The following is a 19,279-nucleotide window of genomic DNA, read 5'->3' as shown; positions in this document are numbered from 1 at the left end:
AGGGAGCGATTCCTGTGACCGTCCACGCTTCGACGGACTTCGACACGATCAACGAGATGGACCCGGTGTTCGCCCAGATGGCGGCCGCCAGTGCCGGTCACTGCTGGGCGGTGCCCGAGCTGACCGACCGCGAGAAGGTGTTCCTGGCCCTGGTGGCGGACGTCTGCCAGCCGTCCCTCGGTCTCCCGTTCGAGAGGCACGTTCGCGCGGGCCTGCGGCTCGGCGTCTCCACCGCGGACATGCGGGCGCTGCTGCGCCTCATCTCCTATGACAGCGGGTATCCCGCGGCGCTGGCCGCGCTGGAGCGGCTCACCGAGATAGAGGCCGCGGCCGGGCTGTCCCGCCCGGACGCCGAGCCCCTGCCCCAGGAGCTGCTGGAGACCGGTCCCGGTGCGGCGCCGACCCCGCTGCCCGAGCCGGTCCGGGCCGAGCTGACCGAGCTCGACCCCTACTTCCTGGAGTACTTCGATCTGCAGTCGCGGATGCGGGGCGTCCAGGGTCCGGGCACGTTGAGCGTCCGCGAGCGGGCGTTCACGACGATGAGCGTCGACGTGCACTACCAGACGCTGGACGAGACGTTCCGCATCCACGTGGGCCGCGCCCTCGGGGCCGGCGCGTCACCCGAGGACGTGCGGGCCGTGCTGCGCTTCAACGCGCAGTTCGGGGCGACGCGGGCATGGCAGGCGTGGAAGGCGCTCAACGCCTGCCTCACCCCCGTCCACTGACGCCGCGTACGCCACCGGCCCGCACCGCCTGACCGTGCGGACCGGCGGGACCGGCGCTCAGCGGCCGATCTTGTCCAGCTCGGCGAGGTCCTCGTCGGAGAGCGAGAGCCCCGCGCCGGCGACGTTCTCGCGCAGGTGCGCCACCGACGAGGTGCCGGGGATCAGCAGGATGTTCGGCGACCGCCGCAGCAACCAGGCCAGGGCGACGGACATCGGCGTCGCGTGCAGCCTGGCGGCGACGGCCGACAGCGCGGAGGACTGCAGCGGGCTGAAGCCGCCGAGCGGGAAGAAGGGCACGTAGGCGATGCCCTGCTCGGCGAGCTCGTCGATCAGCTCGTCGTCGTGGCGGTGGGCGAGGTTGTACATGTTCTGCACGCACACGATCGGCGCGATCGAGCGTGCCTCGGCGACCTGCTCCGCCGTCGCGTTGCTGACGCCGAGGTGGCGGATCAGGCCCTGCCGCTGGAGGTCGACGAGCGTCTCGAACGCTTCGGCGAGCGACCCGGGCCGGGGGCCCTGGGCGTCGCCGAGCCGGAGGTTGACCACGTCCAGCGTCTCGAGGCCGAGGTTCTCCAGGTTCTCGTGGACGGCGCGGCGCAGGTCTTCGGGTCGGCGGGCCGGGGGCCAGCCTCCCTGCTCGTCGCGGGTCGCGCCGACCTTTGTCACGATGTGCAGCGAGTCGGCGTACGGGTGCAGCGCTTCGCGGATCAGCTGGTTGGTGACCCGCGGCCCGTAGGCGTCGGCGGTGTCGATGTGAGTGATGCCGAGGTCGACGACCTCGCGCAGGACGGCCAGTGCGCCGTCGTGGTCGGTGGGCGGGCCCATGACCCCGGGGCCGGCGAGCTGCATGGCGCCGTAGCCGAACCGGGTGACGGTCAGGTCGCCCAGGGTCCAGATGCCGCCGGGAAGCGAAATGGAGAGCGTGCTCATGCCTCTGTCTTTCGTCGTGAGCTGAATGGTGGTGCCTCACGGCCCCCTTGCTGCATTTTGGAGGGGTAACATCCTGACGGGAAGTACGCACTTCAGAGTGTGTAAGGCACCCCCGGGTCAGAGGAGCGGTCGATGGCGACGATGACGGCGGCCCAGAAGAGGGAGCAGGCCAAGATGGAATATGACGCTTTCCTGGCGGCGTGTCCCAGCCGCCAGCTGCTCGACCGGATCTCCAACAAATGGGTCACGCTGATCCTGGCCGCGCTGGGCGGAGACTGCGACGGTGAGCCCCGGCCGATGCGCTACTCGGAACTGTCCCGGCTGCTCGCCGGCGTCAGTCAGAAGATGCTCACCCAGACGCTGCGCTCCCTGGAACGTGACGGCCTGGTCGCCCGCACCGCGACGCCGACCGTGCCCGTCACGGTCACCTACGAGCTGACCGACCTCGGTCTCTCTCTGCGGCAGATGATGCGCGGCCTCAAGACCTGGGCCCAGGCGCACATGGACGACGTGCTCGCCCACCGCGCGACGTACGATGCCCGCACCGCCTGAGATTGCGTACACCGTCTGACGGCCCGTGGGCCCTGCTCAACGCGTCCCGCTGAGTGCACCCCCTCAACGCACCCCGCTCAACGCACCCTGCGTTCGCGGCTCGGCTCGCTGTGCCGGGATGCCCGGTCCACGGCCGTGACGTGGTAGCGGTGGCCGGGCGCGCCGTCCGGGTCGACCCAGCGGACGTGCCCGGCCGCCGGGACGACCGCGACCAGGTGCGCCGCGTCGGCGAAGTCCTGCCGCCGGGCGGGCCGGTCGAACCGGAAGACGGCGAACTGGAACGGGGCGCGCGGCCCCGTGGCCTCGACCTGCAGCTCCACGCCCCCGCTCACGCGGTGGGCCGAGGCGAGCACGGGACGGCGCGGCGGCTCGCCGCCCGCGAGCCTGGGCAGCAGCGGCGCGAGCGCCGGACGCGTGTAGTGCCCGCTCACGACCGCGCCGATCGACCCGAGCCGGTCGTCGCGGACGTCGGCCGCGTTGTACCAGATGTCCCCGCCGACCTCCGGATGGTCGCGGTTGAGCGTGAGGTGCCGGGACAGCTCGTCCGGCTGGAACCACTCGTCGGGCTGCCCGGCCGTCCCCGCCTTGTACGCCGCCTGGCCGATCCACAGCTGCACCCCGGTGCCGGCGGTCACGCCCGACCACCAGGGGACGAGCTTGGCGTAGTCGGCGTTCGACTGGCCGATGTACCAGTAGAGCTGCGGCGCGATGTAGTCGAGCCAGCCCTTCTTCACCCAGCCGCGGGTGTCGGCGTGCAGGTTGTCGTACGACTGACCGCCGCTGGTGTCGGAGCCGAGGGGGTCGGTCGCCTCGTTGCGCCAGATGCCCGACGGGCCGATGCCCCAGATCACCTCGGGCTTGGCCTGCCGTACGCGCTGCTGCATCTCCCGGACCAGCAGGTCGACGTTGCCGCGCCGCCAGGCGGCCAGGTCGGGGAAGCCCGCGCCGTACGCCGCGTAGGCCGCGCTGTCGTCGAACGCCGTCGTGTTGACCGGGTAGAAGTAGTCGTCGAAGTGCACGCCGTCGATGTCGTAGCGGGTGACGGCGTCCATCATCGCGTCCTGCACGAACGCCCGGACCTCGGGGATGCCGGGGTTGTAGTAGAGCTTGCCGCCGTACGGGACGATCCACTCGGGATGCCGCCGGCCGGGGTGGCCGGGGTGCAGCTTGGCCGGGTCCGCCTGCATGGACACGCGGTAGGGGTTGAACCAGGCGTGGAACGCCAGGCCCCTCCTGTGGGCCGCCTCGACGGCGAAGCCCAGCGGGTCGTAGCCCGGGTCCTGCCCCTGGACCCCGGTCAGATACTGCGACCACGGCTCGTACGGCGACGGCCAGAAGGCGTCGGCGGTCGGCCTGATCTGCACGAACACGGAGTTGAGCCGGCGCGCCACGGCGAGGTCGAGCCAGGCCGTGAACTCGGCCTGCTGCTGCTCGGGCGTCAGTCCGGTCCTGGACGGCCAGTTGATGTTGACGACCGAGGCGATCCACATGCCGCGCATCTGGCGCAGCGGCGGGACGTACCCGGCGGGAGAGGCGGAGAGGGCGGAAGCGGGGGATGCGGCGAGGGCGGAAGCGGGGGATGCGGCGAGGGCCGGCAGCGGGACGGCCGACGCCGCGGCGGCGAGGGCCAGGCCGCGCAGCACGGCACGCCGGGAGGGGGAGCTCAATCGGACCTCCGAAGGCCGGGGATGCGGCGATCACGAGACTGACAGAAACTTACTTTCAGATCAATGCGGATAAAAGAAAGTGTCATCGACGTGTAATCTGCCCCAAGAGCTCCTCATGTAGAGACAGCGGCGGGCGTCCAGGTCACGCCGTACATGTCTCGACATGTGGACTTCTGGTCCCGTTGTCCCGCACCGGTGGGCGCATGGATCTAAGCTGATCGCGCGACAGGAGAGGCTGCAGGTGATGAACGAGAACGAGGGCGCCGCACCGGTCAACCCGATCGCGACGGTGCGTGCGGTGCTGCCCTCGCTCACCCCCGCCGCCCAGACCATCGCGCGCCTCATCCTCGACGACCCCGCCATGGTGGCCCGCAGCACCATCACGGAGGTCAGCGCGGTCTCGGGGATCAGCGAGGCGACGATCGTGCGGACCGCGCGGGCGCTGGGCTTCGCCGGCTACTCCCAGCTGCGGTTCGCCCTGGCGGCGGCCGTTGCCAGGGACACCCCCGAGCGGCTCGTGCCCGGCGACCTCGCCCCGGACGACCCCCTGACCGACGTGATCGCCAAGGTCACCCGGGCCGAGTCGCAGGCGCTCGCCGACACGGCGGCCCAGCTCAACCCCGACCGGCTCGGCGCGGTGGTGGACGCCGTCGCCGGCGCCCGCCGCGTGGACGTGTACGGCGTGGGCGCCTCCGGCCTCGTCGCGGCCGACATGGCGCAGAAGCTGATGCGGATCGGGTTGCCCGGCCACTCCTACACCGACGCGCACCTCGCGCTCACCAGCGCCGCGCTGCTCCGCGAAGCAGACGTGGCCGTCGGGGTGAGCTGCACCGGCGAGACGCCCGACGTGCTCGGCCCGGCGCGGATCGCCCGCAAGGCCGGCGCGACGGTCGTGGCCATCACGAACAACCCGCGCTCGTCGCTGGCCGGGCTCGCCGACCACGTCCTGATCTCCGCCGGACGCGAGACGGCGTTCCGGCCGGGCGCGCTGGCCAGCCGGATCAGCCAGCTGCTCATCGTCGACTGCGTCTTCGTCGGCGTCGCGCAGCGCACGTTCGACACCTCCGACGCCGCCTTACGCGCGACCCGCGACGCGCTCGCCGACTACCTCGGCGACGCCCACCGCCGCGCCCGCTCGGCCTGACCCACCCGCAGGACGCCGTCCACTCCGCCCGGCACTCGTCAGGCGGCGCCTCCGGTGTGGCGGGCGGCCTCCAGCCGGTCGCCGTTGGCCTTCAGCAGCGCCCGGGCACCGTCCGGGCCGAGGTCGCGCTCGATCATCAGCACGGCCACCTTGACGTTCCAGTCCGCCGTCTCCAGCGCGGCCCGCGCGGCGGCGGGCCCGGCGCCGGTGATGTCGCCGACGATCCGTGTCGCCCTCCGCGCGAGCTTCTCGTTCACCGCCGAGACCTCGATCATGGCGTTCCCGTACGTCCTGCCCAGCCGGATCATCGCGATCGTCGAGATCATGTTGAGCACGAGCTTCTGGGCGGTCCCCGCCTTGAGCCGGGTCGAGCCGGCCACCACCTCGGGACCGACGACCACCTCGATCGGATGCTCGGCCCGCTCCGACAGCGGCGACCCCGGGTTGCAGGACAGGCTCACGGTCAGGGCACCGCGCCGGGCGGCCTCACCCAGCGCCCCGAGCACGAACGGCGCGCGACCGCTGGCGGAGATCCCCACGAGCGAGTCGAGCGGGCCCAGGCCACGGCCGGCGACGGCCGCCGCCCCGCCGTCGTGGTCGTCCTCGGCGCCCTCGATCGACCGGGTCAGCGCGGCCTCGCCGCCCGCGATGACACCCTGCACGAGTTCGGGGTCGGTGCCGAAGGTCGGCGGGCATTCCGAGGCGTCGAGGACGCCCAGCCTGCCGGACGTCCCCGCCCCCACGTAGAACAGGCGCCCGCCCCGACCCATGCGGCCGGCGATCGCGTCGATGGCGGCCGAGACGGCCGGAATGGCCCTGGCCACCGCGCCCGGCACCGTGGCGTCGGCCGCGTTCATCAGGCGGGCGATCTCCTCGGTCGGCAACCGGTCGATCTCGCGGTAACGCGGATCGCTCTGCTCCGTATAGAGCTCGCTCTGCTCTGTGTCCAGGCCGCTCTGCTCTGTGCCCAATCCGCTCTGCTCTGCGTCGAGACCGCTCCGCTGTGTGGACAGGCCCGTCAGTGGGTCAGTCATCTTGTCCCTGTCATCGGTTTCCAACTCCGGCCTCCCCGATCGCCGTACGTGTCCGAAGCGACTCCTCACCGGCGGCTCACCGGCACCGCGACCACGCTGCGGCGCTCGGGATGGAAGCAGGCGTGCTCCTGCGGCATGTCGCCGTTGCGGCTCAGCGCGGGCCGCTCGCGTTCACACCGCTCGGTTCTGAAGGGGCAGCGCGGCGCGAACAGGCAGCCGTCCGAGTACTCCCCCGACGCCCCCACCGACGCCTCCACCGGCACGACCCGCTGGTCGCCCGGCGACTCCAGGCCGTGCAGCACCGGGATGGCCGACAGCAGCGCCTGCGTGTAGGGGTGCACCGGAGCCGAGATGACGGTCTCGACCGGGCCGCGTTCGACGACCTGGCCGCGGTAGATGACGTACAGCTCGCCGTCCGTGCCGATGTAACGGGCGGTCGCCACGTCGTGGGTGATGAACAGCACGCTCACCCCGAGCCGCTCGCGCAGGTCCTTCAACAGCGCGAGGATGCCCAGGCGCAGCGACACGTCGATCATCGAGACGGCCTCGTCGGCGACCAGGACCTCGGGGTCGACGGTGAGCGCGCGGGCGATCACCACGCGCTGGCGCATGCCGCCCGACAACTGGTGGGGATAGCGCGGCAGCACGTAGCCCGGGTCGAGCCCGACCAGCCCGAGCAGCTCCCGGGCCCGCCCGTCCGCCCACGAGCGCGGGCGGCCGGTCTGCCTCGCCCGCAGCGCGAGCGGTGCGGCCAGCGCCTGGTGGATCGTGCGCGTCGGGTTCAGCGCGGAGTAGGGGTCCTGGTGGATGAGCTGGACCCGGCGGAAGTACGGCTGCCGCCTGCGGTGGCTCAGCGACGACATCGCCACGTCGTCGATGACGATCTCCCCGGAGTCGCAGGTCTCCAGCCCGGCGACGATCCGGCCGAGTGTGGTCTTGCCGCAGCCCGACTCGCCGATGAACGAGACGGCGCCGCCCTTCGGAACGGCGAAGTCCACGCCGCGCAGCGCGGGCACCTCCCGGGCGCCGAGCACGCCGCCTCGCTGCCGGAACGTCTTCGTGATGCCGGTCCCATTGATCATGCCTGCTCCTCCCCCGTGGCGGCGGCCACCACCGGCCCGTCCCCGTCGTCGTGCCCGTCGTCGTCGCGCAGTGCGTGGCAGGCCGCCGACCGGGAGCCCGAGACGACCACCGGTGGCCGGCCGGTCTCGCACACGTCCATGCGCAGCGGGCAGCGCCCGCGGAACACGCACCCGTCGGCCGGGATGTCGGCCAGCGTCGGCGGGCGGCCTGGCAGGGCGTGCGCCTCGCCGATGTCGCCGACGAGACGCGGGACGGCCCCCAGCAGCCCCCGCGTGTACGGGTGGCGCGGCCCGGCCAGCACCTCGCGGGTGGGACCCTGCTCGGCCACCCGGCCGCCGTACATGACCGCGAGCCGGTCGGCGACCTCGGCGACCACCCCGAGGTCGTGGGTGATGACGAGCGTGGTGAGGCCGCGCTCGGCGTGCACCTCCCGGACGATGCGCAGGATCGTCGCCTGCGTGATCATGTCGAGGGCGGTCGTGGGCTCGTCCAGCACGACGAGGCGGGCGTTCAGCACCAGGGCCAGCATGATGCCGACCCGCTGGCGCATGCCGCCGGACAGCTCGTGCTGGTAGGAGTCGAGCACCCGGGCCCCGTCCAGGCCCATCCGCCCGAGCAGGTCGCGGGCGTCCGCCAGCAGTCCGCGCGGGTTCTCGACGCCGTGCGAGCGACCCAGGTCGAGCACCTGTTTGCCGACCGTCTTGAGCGGGTTGAGGGAGTTCTGCGCCGCCTGGAAGACGTACCCGACGTGCCGTCCCCGGGCCCGGCGCAGCCCCTCGCCGCCGAGCGCGACGACGTCGCCGAGTCCGTCGATCTCGACGCTGCCCGCCGCGATCCTGCCGGGCGGCTGGACGGCGTTGAGCAGCGACAGCGCGAGCGTGGACTTGCCGGATCCCGACTCGCCCACGACGCCGGTGATCGTGCCGGGCGCGAGGTCGAGGTCGACGCCGGAGACCGCCGGCAACTCGCCGGCCGCGGTGCGGTAGACCACGGTCAGCCCGCGGATCCGCACGCCGGGAGGACCCTGCTCGGGAGCCATGCTCACTCCTCACGCAGCCGGGGGTTGAAGATCTCGTCCATGGCGTCCACGACCAGCACGATGCCGAGCGTGAGCAGCAGGATCGCCAGCAGCGGCGCCAGCAGGTACGGCAGCGCGGCCGTCGTGGTCAGCGCGCCCCCGCCGAAGACGGCGAAGTTGAGCATGACGCCCCAGTTGTTCGACTCGAACGGCAGCACGCCCAGGAAGAACAGGCCCACCTGCGCGTAGACCGCGCCGGTCACCGCGATGAGCGCGTTCATCGCGATGTACGGAGCCATGCCGGGCAGCAGTTCCCTGCCGACGATGTGCGTCGTGGACAGGCCGAGCCCCCGGGCGGCCTCGATGAAGCCGCGCTCGCGCAGCGACAGCGTCTGCGACCGCACGGCCCGGGCGATGCCGCCCCAGCCGAGCAGCCCGAGCACCAGGCCCATCTCGACGGCGCCGGTGAACTTCCACACCGTCGACAGCACCAGCAGCAGCGGCAGCCCCGGGATGGTGAGCTTCATGTCGGTGAACCGCATGAGCACGGTGTCCCAGCGGCCCCGCCGGAACCCGGCGAACAGCCCGACGCCCGCGCCGACCACGACCGTGATCACGGCCGTCACGACGGCGGTCAGCAGGACGTACCGGGAGCCGGTGACGACGAGGGCGAGCACGTCCGTGCCCTCGAAGTCGGTGCCGAACGGATGCCGCAGGCTCGGCGAGGCGTAGAGCGCGCTCGTGTCGCGGGGCAGGGGGTCGGGATAGAGCATCAGCCCGAAGATCCCCATGAAGGCGAACACCGCGAGGATGACCGCGCCGGCCATCCGGCTCGGCTTGCGCCGCATGACCCGCCAGACGCCCCGCCAGAAGTTGCGGCGGACCGCGGCGGCGCCCCCCGCCTCCGCCTCCGGCACAATGGTCGAGCTCATGCCGCCTCCCCTCCGCTGCGCACCCGGGGGTCGATGACCGTGTAGAGGAGGTCGGCGGCGATGTTCGCGACGACGACCGCCGCCGTGATGAGCAGGAACGCCCCGCCCATCAGGGAGTAGTCGCGGTTGTTGACGCTGTCGATGAGCATCAGCCCCAGGCCCGGGTAGTTGAAGATGCGCTCGATGAAGATCGCGCCGCCGAAGAGCAGGCCCAGCGAAAGCGCCAGGATCGTGAACAGCGGCAGGATCGCGTTGCGCGCCACATAACGGAAGACGATCGACCGCTTCATCCCGCGCAGTTCGGCGGCCAGGATGAAGTCGTCGCCGAGCACGGTGACCACGCTCGACTTCATCGCGAGGATCCACCCGCCGTAGCCGGCCAGCGCGTACGTGACGACGGGCAGGGTGGCGTGCTGGACCAGCGAGCCGATGTAGCCGGCGGTGAAGCCGGGGTCGATCATGATGTCGGCCGTCCCCCCGGCGGGGAGGATCGGGACCAGCGTGGTGAAGATCGCCCCAAGCAGCAGCGCCAGCACATACTGCGGGACACCGTGCAGCAGCGATCCGGAGACCGCGAGGAGGTCGCCCAGCACGCCGGTCCGTCTGATCGCCGCGTAGACGCCCATGACCACGCCGGCGAGGAAACTCAGCAGCGTCCCGGCGAGCACCGGGATCACGGTCCATTTGGCGGCTGAGAACAGCACGGTGGACACGCCCGCGCCGGGCACGGACAGCGACTGCCCGAGGTCGAGGTGGGCCAGCCCGCCCATGTAGTCGACGTACTGCTCCCAGAGGCTGCCCTTCGGCGTGAAGCCGTACAGCGCCTCGACCGCGCGCTGGGCGGCGTCGGGGGCCATGCCCTGCTCGACGAGCTTCTGGTAGCGCGCCGCGAGTGGGTCACCGGGGACGCTTCTGATGATCAGGAAGCTGATCGTCGTGACGACAAGGATCATGACGAACCCGCGGGCCACATGACCCGCGAACCGCCGGAGGAGAACCGCCATGGACTACTGCTTCTTCTTGATCATGCCGAGCTGGATCCAGACGCCGGAGGGCTGGCGCAGCAGGTCGCTGTCGTCTTCGGGGAAGCCGGTGAAACGGTTGGTGTTGACGAACTGGGTGTTCACGTAGTCCCAGAGCTGGATCACCGGCAGGTCCTGGTTGGCCGCCTTGGCGAGCTTGGCGATGACGGCCTTCTGCTCGTCGCCGCTGACGCTGTTGAGCTGGGCGGTCAGCTCACCGGGGTTGACCGCGCCGACGCCGTCGACGTCGATGGTCTCGGGGCCGCCCATCCAGTTGCCGTCCTTGCCGGGAGCCGAGTGCTTGACCTTGCCGCCGAGGATGTTCCAGCCGTTGGAGGAGCCGTACAGGCGCTGGAAGATGTTGTACGGCGCGGGGCCGAGCGCGATGAGCCAGAAGCCGAGGTCGTACTTGCCCTCGGCGAGCTCCGACAGATAGAGCGGATAGTCGGCGGTGGTGACCACCTCGGCGTCCACGCCGGCCGTGGTGAGCTGGCTGGTGATGGCCTTGGCCGCGGAGACCCAGTCGGAGAACGGCGCCGGGATGTGGATGGTCACCTTCCACGGCTTGCCGTCGGCCAGCGTCCACTTGCCGTCCTTCTTCTGCAGACCGGCCGCCGTGAACTCCTTGTCCGCCGTGGCCGGGTTTAGCGCGTACGGCTCCAGCGCGCCGAGTTCGGCGCCGAGCCATTCCGTGGCGGCCTTCTGGTGGATGCCCGAGGTGGTCACGGCCGCCGTGCCGCCCTCCGGAGAGGCGATCCGCGTGACCTCCTCGCGGTTGATCAGGTAGGCGAGCCCGCGCCGCACGTGCACGTTGTCGTACGGCTTGTTCGCCTGGTTGAACGCCAGCGAGACGGCCACCGGGGAGTAGCCCTTGACGACCTGGTTGCCGGGCGTCGCCTTGATACGCGTCATCACGTCGGCGGGCACCGCGGTGAACGGCGCGTTGTCGAGCGTGCCGGAGGTCAGGTAGTTCCAGATCTGCTCGTTCCCGGTGGTGTTGAGCAGTTTGAGCTGGTCGGGCGCGACGTTGGCGGCGTTGTAGAAGTTCGTGTTCTTCACCAGCAGCGCCTCGCCGGGGTTCATCCGCTTGAGGACGAACGGCCCCGCCGACACGTCCTGGGCCGGGGCGAACGCGAGCACCTTCTCCGAGAGCGCCTTGACCTGCCCGCGCGCCGCCTCCGCCTCCGGGCCCTCGCCGCGGGCGGCCGTGAGCGTGTCCCAGAAGCCGGCGGGGACGACGCTCTGCCACACGTGCTGGGGCACCACGAAGGCGTCCATGACTCCGCGCACGAACGTGACGCTGGGGTTCTTCATGTCCTGGGTGATCTTGATGGTCGTGTCGTCGACGACTTCGACGTCCGAGGCGGCGCCGGCCGCGCCGGGATCGACCGCGAAGGCGGTGCTGCCCTGGGTGTAGGCCAGCGCGATGGAGAACTTCACGTCCTCGGCGGTGACCGGCTGCCCGTCGGACCACTTGTTGCCCGGCTGCAGGTGCAGGGTGATGGAGGAGTTGTCGGGCGCGATGTCCCAGCTCGCCGCGATACCCGGATAGAACTGGTTCGGGTCGGTGAGGGTGTTCTTCGCCCAGGCGATCCTCATCGCGTTGTAGCCCCAGAACGCGTTGCCCTTGGGGTTCCACGGGTTGATCGGCGCGTTGACGTCGAGCGACGGCTTGTTGAGATCGACCGTGGTGTAGACGCCGCCACCGCCGCCGGTGGAGTTCCCGTTCGTGCCGCCGCCACTGCATGCCGCGACGGCCGCGAGGCTGAGCAACGCCGCGACCGCTGTCAGACGTTTCATTGACCGCTCCGGGGGGTTGTGCTGATGCGGATCTTGCCCGGACCTTATGCGGCCATCCAAGTGTCGGTCAATAATCTGCAAAGCTCGTGAAGGTTCTGCAACTTTCCTTCATCTCGATCCCGGCGAAACCGAGCGCCGCCATCGCTCGCCGGGAGTCGCGGCCTTCTCTCCGACCGGCCAGCAAACTGTTACTGGTCGCTTCCATGCGATCACATTACGTTGCGATCAGAAGGCCCCCGCAGGAGGAGGACTGGCGTGAAGTCCATCGCCCGATTCCGTGGCAGCCGCGGCTGCGGCTGCCACGAGCTGTTCGTGGACACGTCCGCCCCGGCGGAGCGTCAGGTCGTCATCACCGACGACTTCGGGCAGAAGGTGGAGATGAGCCTCGACCGGCTCGGCTCGCTCGTGGAGGCGGCGAAGACCGGCGCGCTGGACCTCGCGCTCACCGGCTGACCGTGAACCCGGCCGCTCTGTTCGCCGGGGGCCTCGTCGCCGGCCTGGCCGCGGGCACAGCGTCGTGCGCCGCGGTCCAGGGAGGTCTCCTCATCGGCCTGGTCTCCCCCACCGGCAACCGGCACGGCCCGTCGCGCGGCCTCCCGCCGGTGGCCGCGTTCCTGACCGGCAGGCTCGCCGCCCACACCGCCCTCGGGGCGCTGCTCGGACTGGCGGGCGCGGTCGTCCAGGTCGGCCCGCGCACCCGCGCAGCGCTGCTCGTCGCCGCCGGAACCGCGGTGGTCGTGCTCGCCGTACGGATGCTCCGCCGGCGCCGCGAGGCGGGCTGCGCACCGGCGGGGAAGGGGCCCGCCCCGGCCGGCGGCGACCCGCGCGGATGCCCGTGCCCGGACGGATGCCAGTGCCCGGACGGCGGGCGCGAGGATCACGCGCCGGTGCGTGGTGCGGCCCGGGGCACCGGCCCCCCGGGCAACGGCGCCCGTTGGCCGGTTCTCGCCAGGGCGGCGGCACTGGGCACGGCCACGATCTTCATGCCCTGCGGTGTCACGGTCGGCATGGAGGTCGTGGCCGTCTCCTCGGGGTCGGCGTCCGGGGGCGCGGCCGCGCTCGCGGGGCTCGCCCTCGGCACGGCGCCCGCCTTCGCCGCCCTGGGGCTGCTGCTGCGCACGCTCGCCTCGACCAGGCTGGCCGCCCTGGCGGGGATCGCGGCTCTGGCCGCCGGGCTGTTCACCGTCGGCTCAGGCCTGCGGCTCGGCGGCTGGCTGCCGGACTTCTCGCCGCCGCAGTTCGGCTCCCCCGCCGCCGCCGCGGGGCGCGCCCACACCGGGACCGACGGCGTCCAGCGGCTCACGATATGGGCGACCGCGGAGGGTTTCCGGCCCGGCATCGTCGTCGCCGCGGCCGGCCGGCCCGTCGAAATCGCGTTCAGGACCGACGGCAACCGGGGCTGCACGCGCACGCTCGCCATCGACGACCGCGACGTCGTGCTCCCCGTTACGGGCGAGCGCGTGGTGCGGCTCGCCGCCCATCCGGAGGGACGACTGCGCTACGCCTGCGGGATGGGAATGTACGTGGGCTTCGTCAGGTTCGAGCGCGTCCCTTGACACCAACGTCTCACCAATAACCCTCCGTGACGACTCGGTTACGTGTCACCCTGTCTCCCATGACACTAGTGGGAGCGACGGAGGCGACCGCGTGGCCCGGGATACCGGTCCCGCGTACCCCTGAACCCCTGGACCCGGCCGAGGCGTACCTGGTCGACAGGGCCCGCGACGGCGACCGCGACGCGGCGCACCGGCTGGGCCGGCTGTGCGCGGAGCGCGACGACCGACTGGGCGCCCGGCACTGGTGGGAACGGGCGGCGCGGGCGGGCAACGTCGACAGCGCCTACAACCTGGGGCTGTGGCACCGCACGCATGGGACGACCGAGGAGGCCATCGGCTGGTTCGAGCTGGCCGCGGCCACCGGCGACGCCGACGCGGCGACGAACCTGGCCTCGCTGCTGCTGGAGCGGCGTGGTGACACCGACGGAGCGCGCACGTGGTTCGAGCGGGCGGCCGAGGACGGCTCCCGCCACGCGGCCCGGCGGCTTGCCCTGCTGTGCGAGGACCAGGGCGACGGGATCGCCGCCCGGCGCTGGCACTTCAGGGCCGCCGTGGACGGCGACCTGCGCTCGGCCCACGACCTGGGCTTTCTGGGCTACGCCGCGGGTGACGAGCCCGAGGCGCTGCACTGGTGGGAGTACGCGGCGCGCGGCGGCCACGCGGAGGCCGCCTATCACATGGCCCTGCTCCTGCACGCGGCCCGCGACGAGAACGGCGCGGAGGCCTTCTACCGGCTCGCCGCCCGCGCCGACCACCCGGGCGCGGCCTTCCGGCTCGGTGACATGGCGCTGTGCCGGGGCGACCTGCACACGGCGCGCGTCTGCTTCGAACGGGCGGCGGAGACCGGGCGATCGGACGCGCGGCGGATGGCCGGCCTCGTCTGCGCCCGGATGGACGACAAGGCGGCGACCGCTCACTGGTACGGGCGGGCCGCGGCCGACGACCCCGAGGCCGCCTTCCGGTTCGGGCTGCTGCTCGTCGCGGAGCACAACGACCTGAAGGGCGGGCGCCACTGGTTCAGGCGGGCGGCCGAACGCGGGCACCACGGCGCCATGGTCGAGCTGCGGACGCTGCTGCCCCTGCTGGGCGCCTCGCCCGAGACCGAGGAATGCCTGCTCGACCCGGCCGCGCCGTACTGGAGCCGGCCCGCGGAACCCGGGCAGGCCGCGCGCGCGGAGCTCGCCGTGGCGGCGGCGCGCAGACGCGGCGATCCGGCGGCGGAGCCCGCGGACCTGGTCGAGATCCTCGGCACGTGGGATCTGGTCACCGGCGACCCGGTCACAGGGGACCTGATCACAGCAGATCTGTTCACAGGGGGTCTGTTCACAGGAGGTCTGGGGGCGGGCGACCCGGTCACCGGGGATCTCGGCGCCGGCAGCCTGTCGAGCGCTGACGTCCCCAGCGGGCCGTTACCCGCCGGCAACCAGGTGGGCGCGGCGGACACGGTGGGGTGGCTCGCCAGGGCGAGCGGGGTGCACCGCGCCGCCATCGAGCACCTCGGCCTGGTGCGCGCGACGCTGCTGCGGCCGGGCACGGCCCCATGGCCCACCCCGGCCGAGGTCGAGCACGTGCTCGGCACCGCGAGGGACCTGCGCAGACGCCTCGGACTGCGCTGATCCCCCACATCCTCCGCGGATGCGGTCAGGCGGCGAGGATCTCCGCGACCGGCGTGTACCGCAGGTCGTGCGCCGCCGCGACCGGCTCGTTGGTGAGCACGCCGGCGTGGGTGTTGAGGCCCAGACCGAGCGCCGCGTCGCCGCGCAGCGCGTCCTTCCAGCCCTTGTCGGCGAGCTTCACGGCGTAGGGCAGGGTCGCGTTGGTCAGGGCGTAGGTGGAGGTGTTGGCCACCGAACCCGGCATGTTCGCCACGCAGTAGAACACCGACTCGTGCACGCGGAACGTCGGCTGGTCGTGCGTGGTCGGGCGGGAGTCCTCGAAGCAGCCGCCCTGGTCGATCGCGATGTCGACGAGCACGGAGCCCGGCTTCATGCGGGAGACCAGCTCGTTGGAGACGAGCGTCGGGGCCTTGGCGCCCGGGATGAGCACGGCGCCGATGACCAGGTCGGCCTCGAGCACGGCCCGCTCGATCGCGTACGACGTGGAGACCAGCGTCTTGAGCCGGCCCTGGTAGATCGCGTCGATGAAGCGCAGCCGGTCGATGTTGACGTCGAGGATCGTCACCTCGGCGCCCATGCCGACGGCGATCTGCGCCGCGTTCAGGCCGGAGACGCCGCCGCCGATCACGACGACCTTGGCGGGGGCCACGCCGGGCACCCCGCCGGGGAGCACGCCGCGACCGCCGTTGAAGCGCATCAGGTTGTACGCGCCGACCTGGGGCGCCAGCCGCCCGGCGACCTCCGACATCGGGGCCAGCAGCGGCAGGTTGCCGCCGACCTGGACGGTCTCGTACGCGATGGCGGTGGTGCCGGCGGCGAGCAGCGCGTCGGTGCAGGGCCGCGAGGCGGCCAGGTGGAGATAGGTGAACAGGATCTGGTCCGCGCGGAGCCGGCGGTACTCCTCCGCGATCGGCTCCTTGACCTTGAGGATCATCTCGGACTCGGCCCACACCTCGTCGGCGGTCTCGACCAGCTTGGCGCCGGCCGCGAGGTACTCCTCGTCGGTGATGTGGGAGCCGAGTCCGGCGCCGCGCTGGACGTCGACCTCGTGGCCGTGGCGGACGAGCTCGTGGACGCCGGCCGGGGTGGCGGCGACGCGGTATTCGTGGTTCTTGACCTCGGCGGGCACGCCGATCTTCATGAGTGGTGTCCTTTCAAACGGTCACTCGTCACGGTCGCCCCCCTACCCGGCCGCACGAGCTCCATGGTCTACAAGCGGGCCCACGCTTCGGTGAGCACCGCACGGAGGATCGACTCGATCTCGTCGAACTCCTTGGGGCCGCAGATCAGCGGCGGGGCGAGCTGCACGACCGGGTCCCCACGGTCGTCCGCCCGGCAGTACAGGCCGGCGTCGTACAGCGCCTTCGAGAGGAAGCCGCGCAGCAGGCGCTCCGACTCCTCCTCGTTGAAGGTCTGCTTGGTGGACTTGTCCTTGACCAGCTCGATCCCGTAGAAGTAGCCCGAGCCGCGGACGTCGCCGACGATCGGCAGGTCCGTCAGCCGGTCGAGGGTCGCCTTGAACACCGGCTCGTTGGCCGTGACGTGCTCCAGCAGACCCTCCCTCTCGAAGATGTCGAGGTTGGCCAGGGCGACGGCGGCCGACACCGGGTGGCCGCCGAAGGTGTAGCCGTGCGCGAAGGTCTCGGTGCCGCTCTTGAACGGCTCGAACAGCCGCTCCGAGACGATCATGGCGCCGATGGGCGAGTAACCGCTGGTCAGGCCCTTCGCACAGGTGATGATGTCCGGCACGTAGTCGAACTTCTGGCCGCCGAACATCGTGCCCAGCCGGCCGAAGGCGCAGATGACCTCGTCCGACACGAGCAGCACGTCGTGGGCGTCGCAGATCTCGCGCAGGCGCTGGAAGTATCCGGGGGGCGGCGGGAAGCAGCCGCCGGCGTTCTGCACCGGCTCGACGAAGACGGCGGCCACGGTGTCCGGGCCCTCCATCTCGATGGCCTTGCCGATCTGGTCGGCGGCCCAGCGGCCGAACGCCTCGGGGTCCTTCTCCAGGCCGGGGAAGCCGGAGATCTCGTCGGCGCGGTAGAGGTTCGTATTGGGAGCCTTGATCGCGCCGGGCACCAGCGGCTCGAAGATCTGCTTGAGCGCCGGGATGCCGGTGATCGACAGCGCGCCCTGCGGGGTGCCGTGGTAGGCGATGGACCTGCTGACGACCTTGGTCTTCAGCGGCTTGCCCTTGATCTTGTAGTACTGCTTGGCCAGCTTCCAGGCCGACTCGACGGCCTCGCCGCCGCCGGTGGTGAAGAAGACGCGGTTCAGGTCGCCGGGGGTGAGCTCCGCGAGTCGCGCGGCGAGTTCGGCGGCCTTCGGGTGCGCGTACGACCACAGGGGGAAGAAGGCGAGCTCCTGGGCCTGCTTGGCGGCTGCCTCGGCGAGTTCGGCGCGCCCGTGGCCGACCTGGACCACGAACAGGCCGGCCAGCCCGTCGAGGTACCGCTTGCCGTGGATGTCGTAGACGTAGGCGCCCTCGCCGCGCACGATCATGGGCACCTCCCCTCCCTCGTAGGAGGAGTGGCGCGTGAAGTGCATCCAGAGATTGTCCTGTGCGGCCTTGAGAACGTCGGGGCGCGTCATCGCAACCTTCCCTCAGGTGATCCGTCGCTGTTGGACAGTCTGCATGCCACTTCCGCGTTTTGCCAAGTGATTACGTGGCGTCACTGTGAAAGAAGTTCGGATTCCGCGACATCGTCATGTAACGGCAACGAAATCCGTCACGGTAGATTGAGGCCGCCCGACCCCGGGAGATGGGTCGGCCGGACCTATGGTCAAATGGGGTCCACCCAGCCGGGAAGATCCGCGTACATCCGGGAGAACGCCGTGACACCAGAGGAGATCGAGCGCGCCGTCGAGGAGGGCATGCCCCAGACGGTCGAGGACCTCAAGCGCCTGGTCGCCATCCCGTCCGTCGCGTTCCCCGGCCACTCCGAGGCCCCGGTCCTGGAGGCCGCGGCGCTCGTGGAGCGGCTGCTGCGCGCCGCCGGTCTCCCGCACGTCCGGCAGATCCCCATCGAGGGCAGCTTCCCCGCCGTGTTCGCCGAGGCGCCCGCCCCCGACGGCGCCCCGACCGTGCTGCTCTACGCGCACTACGACGTGCAGCCCTCCGGTGACCTCGCCCTGTGGCGCAAGCCGCCGTTCGAGCCCACGGTCGCCGACGGCATCATGTACGGCCGTGGTGCGGCCGACGACAAGAGCGGCGTCATGACCCACGTGGCCGCGCTGCGCGCCTTCAACGGCCGCTTCCCGGTCGGTCTGAAGGTCATCATCGAGGGCCAGGAGGAGTACGCCGGCGAGCGCCTGGAGGCGTTCGTCGAGGCCAACCCCGACCTGCTGCGCGCCGATGCCATGGTCATCGCCGACGTGGGCAACCCCGAGGTGGGCGACCCCGCGATCACCACGTCTCTGCGCGGCATGGCCGCGTTCACCGTGGAGGTCCGCACGCTCGCCGAGGCCGTGCACAGCGGCTCGTTCGGCGGCGCCACGCCCGACGCGCTCGCCGCGCTCATGCGCATGCTGACCGCCCTGCACGACGACCAGGGGACCGTCCGGGTCCCCGGCCTCGAACCGGGCACCTTCCCCGGCGTGGCGGCGTCCGAGGAGGAGTTCCGCTCGCTCGCCGGGGTGCTCGACGGCGTGTCGCTGATCGGGAACGGCTCGCTCTCCGACCGGCTCTGGGCGTCGTACGCGATCACGGTGACCGGGCTGGACGTGCCGACGGTGACCGGCGCGATCAACGCGGTTCAGGCGGTGGCCCGGGCCCGCGTCACGATCCGCATCCCCGCGAGCGGGAACGCCAGGCAGGCGCTGAACGACGTGACGGCCTTCCTGGAGAAGGTCGCGCCGTGGGGCGTCAAGGTCTCCTTCAGCGACTTCGTCAGCGGCTCGGGCTTCCAGATCGAGCCGGGCGGCCCGGCGATGAACGCCGCGGAGCGCGCGATGGAGCGCGCCTTTGGGCGGGCGCCGCGCCAGGTCGGCCAGGGCGGCTCGATCCCGCTGGTGGCGGCCCTCGCCCGGCAGTTCCCCAAGGCCGAGATCCTGCTGTACGGCGCCGAGGACGACGGCGCCTCGATCCACGCTCCCAACGAGCGGGTGGTGCTGGAGGAACTGCGCCGCATCATCACGACCGAGGCCCTGTTCCTCGCCGACTACGGCGGCTGGAACGGCACGGCCTGACGCCGATCGTTC

At 71.6% G+C, this 19,279-nt stretch carries 18 protein-coding genes; 7 read left to right on the top strand and 11 right to left on the bottom strand.

Annotation, left to right across the window (positions count from 1 at the left end; translation table 11 throughout):
• The first annotated feature begins 14 nt into the window (after positions 1–14).
• Positions 15–725: a carboxymuconolactone decarboxylase family protein gene (locus FLX07_RS09850; protein ID WP_229689552.1), complete on the top strand. Its 711-nt coding sequence runs from the start codon at positions 15–17 to the stop codon at positions 723–725.
• Between the two features lie 57 nt (positions 726–782).
• On the opposite strand, the gene FLX07_RS09845 is transcribed toward FLX07_RS09850, so the two are convergent.
• Complete coding sequence (locus tag FLX07_RS09845) at positions 783–1,655, bottom strand: aldo/keto reductase family oxidoreductase (RefSeq protein WP_142569748.1); 873 nt, start codon at positions 1,653–1,655, stop codon at positions 783–785.
• 132 nt (positions 1,656–1,787) lie between these two features.
• On the opposite strand from FLX07_RS09845, the gene FLX07_RS09840 reads away from it, so the two are divergent.
• Positions 1,788–2,207, top strand: a complete 420-nt coding sequence (locus FLX07_RS09840) for a winged helix-turn-helix transcriptional regulator (protein WP_142569746.1) — start codon at positions 1,788–1,790, stop codon at positions 2,205–2,207.
• Positions 2,208–2,284: 77 nt separating this feature from the next.
• Here FLX07_RS09840 and FLX07_RS09835 read toward each other — a convergent pair whose 3' ends face one another.
• Positions 2,285–3,874 (bottom strand): glycoside hydrolase family 10-like protein, encoded by a 1,590-nt coding sequence (locus FLX07_RS09835; protein WP_142569744.1) that lies wholly within the window; start codon positions 3,872–3,874, stop codon positions 2,285–2,287.
• 244 nt (positions 3,875–4,118) lie between these two features.
• Here FLX07_RS09835 and FLX07_RS09830 point away from each other — a divergent pair, with 244 nt between their 5' ends.
• A complete protein-coding gene (locus FLX07_RS09830; protein WP_142569742.1) occupies positions 4,119–5,018 on the top strand; it encodes a MurR/RpiR family transcriptional regulator in 900 nt (299 codons plus the stop codon).
• Between the two features lie 38 nt (positions 5,019–5,056).
• Here FLX07_RS09830 and murQ read toward each other — a convergent pair whose 3' ends face one another.
• The 7 genes from murQ to FLX07_RS36375 form a co-directional block, all read right to left on the bottom strand.
• On the bottom strand, positions 5,057–6,052 hold the full coding sequence (gene murQ / locus FLX07_RS09825; protein WP_142569740.1) for an N-acetylmuramic acid 6-phosphate etherase: 996 nt from the start codon (positions 6,050–6,052) through the stop codon (positions 5,057–5,059).
• A 65-nt stretch (positions 6,053–6,117) separates the two neighbouring features.
• The gene (locus tag FLX07_RS09820) at positions 6,118–7,134 is read right to left on the bottom strand and encodes an ABC transporter ATP-binding protein (RefSeq protein WP_142569738.1); all 1,017 of its coding nucleotides are present in this window, start codon (positions 7,132–7,134) and stop codon (positions 6,118–6,120) included.
• Positions 7,131–8,174: an ABC transporter ATP-binding protein gene (locus FLX07_RS09815; protein ID WP_142569736.1), complete on the bottom strand. Its 1,044-nt coding sequence runs from the start codon at positions 8,172–8,174 to the stop codon at positions 7,131–7,133. The genes FLX07_RS09820 and FLX07_RS09815 overlap by 4 nt, the downstream gene beginning before the upstream one ends.
• A 2-nt stretch (positions 8,175–8,176) precedes the next feature.
• Positions 8,177–9,085 (bottom strand): ABC transporter permease, encoded by a 909-nt coding sequence (locus FLX07_RS09810; RefSeq protein WP_142569734.1) that lies wholly within the window; start codon positions 9,083–9,085, stop codon positions 8,177–8,179.
• The gene (locus tag FLX07_RS09805; RefSeq protein WP_142569732.1) at positions 9,082–10,089 is read right to left on the bottom strand and encodes an ABC transporter permease; all 1,008 of its coding nucleotides are present in this window, start codon (positions 10,087–10,089) and stop codon (positions 9,082–9,084) included. Before FLX07_RS09805 ends, FLX07_RS09810 begins: the two co-directional genes overlap by 4 nt.
• Before the next feature lie 3 nt (positions 10,090–10,092).
• Entirely contained in the window at positions 10,093–11,907 is a 1,815-nt protein-coding gene (locus FLX07_RS09800; RefSeq protein WP_142569730.1) for an ABC transporter substrate-binding protein, read from the bottom strand.
• Positions 11,908–11,974: 67 nt separating this feature from the next.
• Positions 11,975–12,112 carry a hypothetical protein gene (locus FLX07_RS36375; RefSeq protein WP_167748180.1) on the bottom strand — a complete coding sequence of 46 codons (138 nt, stop codon included), beginning with the start codon at positions 12,110–12,112 and terminating at the stop codon, positions 11,975–11,977.
• Positions 12,113–12,162: 50 nt separating this feature from the next.
• Between FLX07_RS36375 and FLX07_RS09795 the strand changes: the two genes are divergently transcribed.
• Genes FLX07_RS09795 through FLX07_RS09785 form a run of 3 tightly spaced genes read left to right on the top strand, consistent with a single transcriptional unit; the run spans position 12,163 to position 15,079 of the window.
• The gene (locus FLX07_RS09795) at positions 12,163–12,360 is read left to right on the top strand and encodes a hypothetical protein (protein ID WP_208762131.1); all 198 of its coding nucleotides are present in this window, start codon (positions 12,163–12,165) and stop codon (positions 12,358–12,360) included.
• A 2-nt stretch (positions 12,361–12,362) separates the two neighbouring features.
• Entirely contained in the window at positions 12,363–13,463 is a 1,101-nt protein-coding gene (locus tag FLX07_RS09790) for an urease accessory protein UreH domain-containing protein (protein WP_142569726.1), read from the top strand.
• A gap of 59 nt (positions 13,464–13,522) precedes the next feature.
• A complete protein-coding gene (locus tag FLX07_RS09785) occupies positions 13,523–15,079 on the top strand; it encodes a tetratricopeptide repeat protein (protein WP_142569724.1) in 1,557 nt (518 codons plus the stop codon).
• 25 nt (positions 15,080–15,104) lie between these two features.
• Here the strand turns inward: FLX07_RS09785 and ald are convergent, their stop codons facing one another.
• Entirely contained in the window at positions 15,105–16,220 is a 1,116-nt protein-coding gene (ald, locus tag FLX07_RS09780; protein ID WP_142569722.1) for an alanine dehydrogenase, read from the bottom strand.
• A gap of 68 nt (positions 16,221–16,288) precedes the next feature.
• Positions 16,289–17,671 carry an aspartate aminotransferase family protein gene (locus FLX07_RS09775; protein WP_142569720.1) on the bottom strand — a complete coding sequence of 461 codons (1,383 nt, stop codon included), beginning with the start codon at positions 17,669–17,671 and terminating at the stop codon, positions 16,289–16,291.
• A 243-nt stretch (positions 17,672–17,914) separates the two neighbouring features.
• Here FLX07_RS09775 and FLX07_RS09770 point away from each other — a divergent pair, with 243 nt between their 5' ends.
• Positions 17,915–19,267, top strand: coding sequence for a M20/M25/M40 family metallo-hydrolase (locus FLX07_RS09770; RefSeq protein ID WP_142569718.1), 1,353 nt, complete (start codon positions 17,915–17,917; stop codon positions 19,265–19,267).
• Positions 19,268–19,279 lie beyond the last annotated feature (12 nt).

This window comes from Microbispora bryophytorum (assembly GCF_006874465.1).
Taxonomy (GTDB): domain Bacteria; phylum Actinomycetota; class Actinomycetes; order Streptosporangiales; family Streptosporangiaceae; genus Microbispora; species Microbispora bryophytorum.
This window is presented reverse-complemented; position numbering and strand designations above follow the sequence as displayed.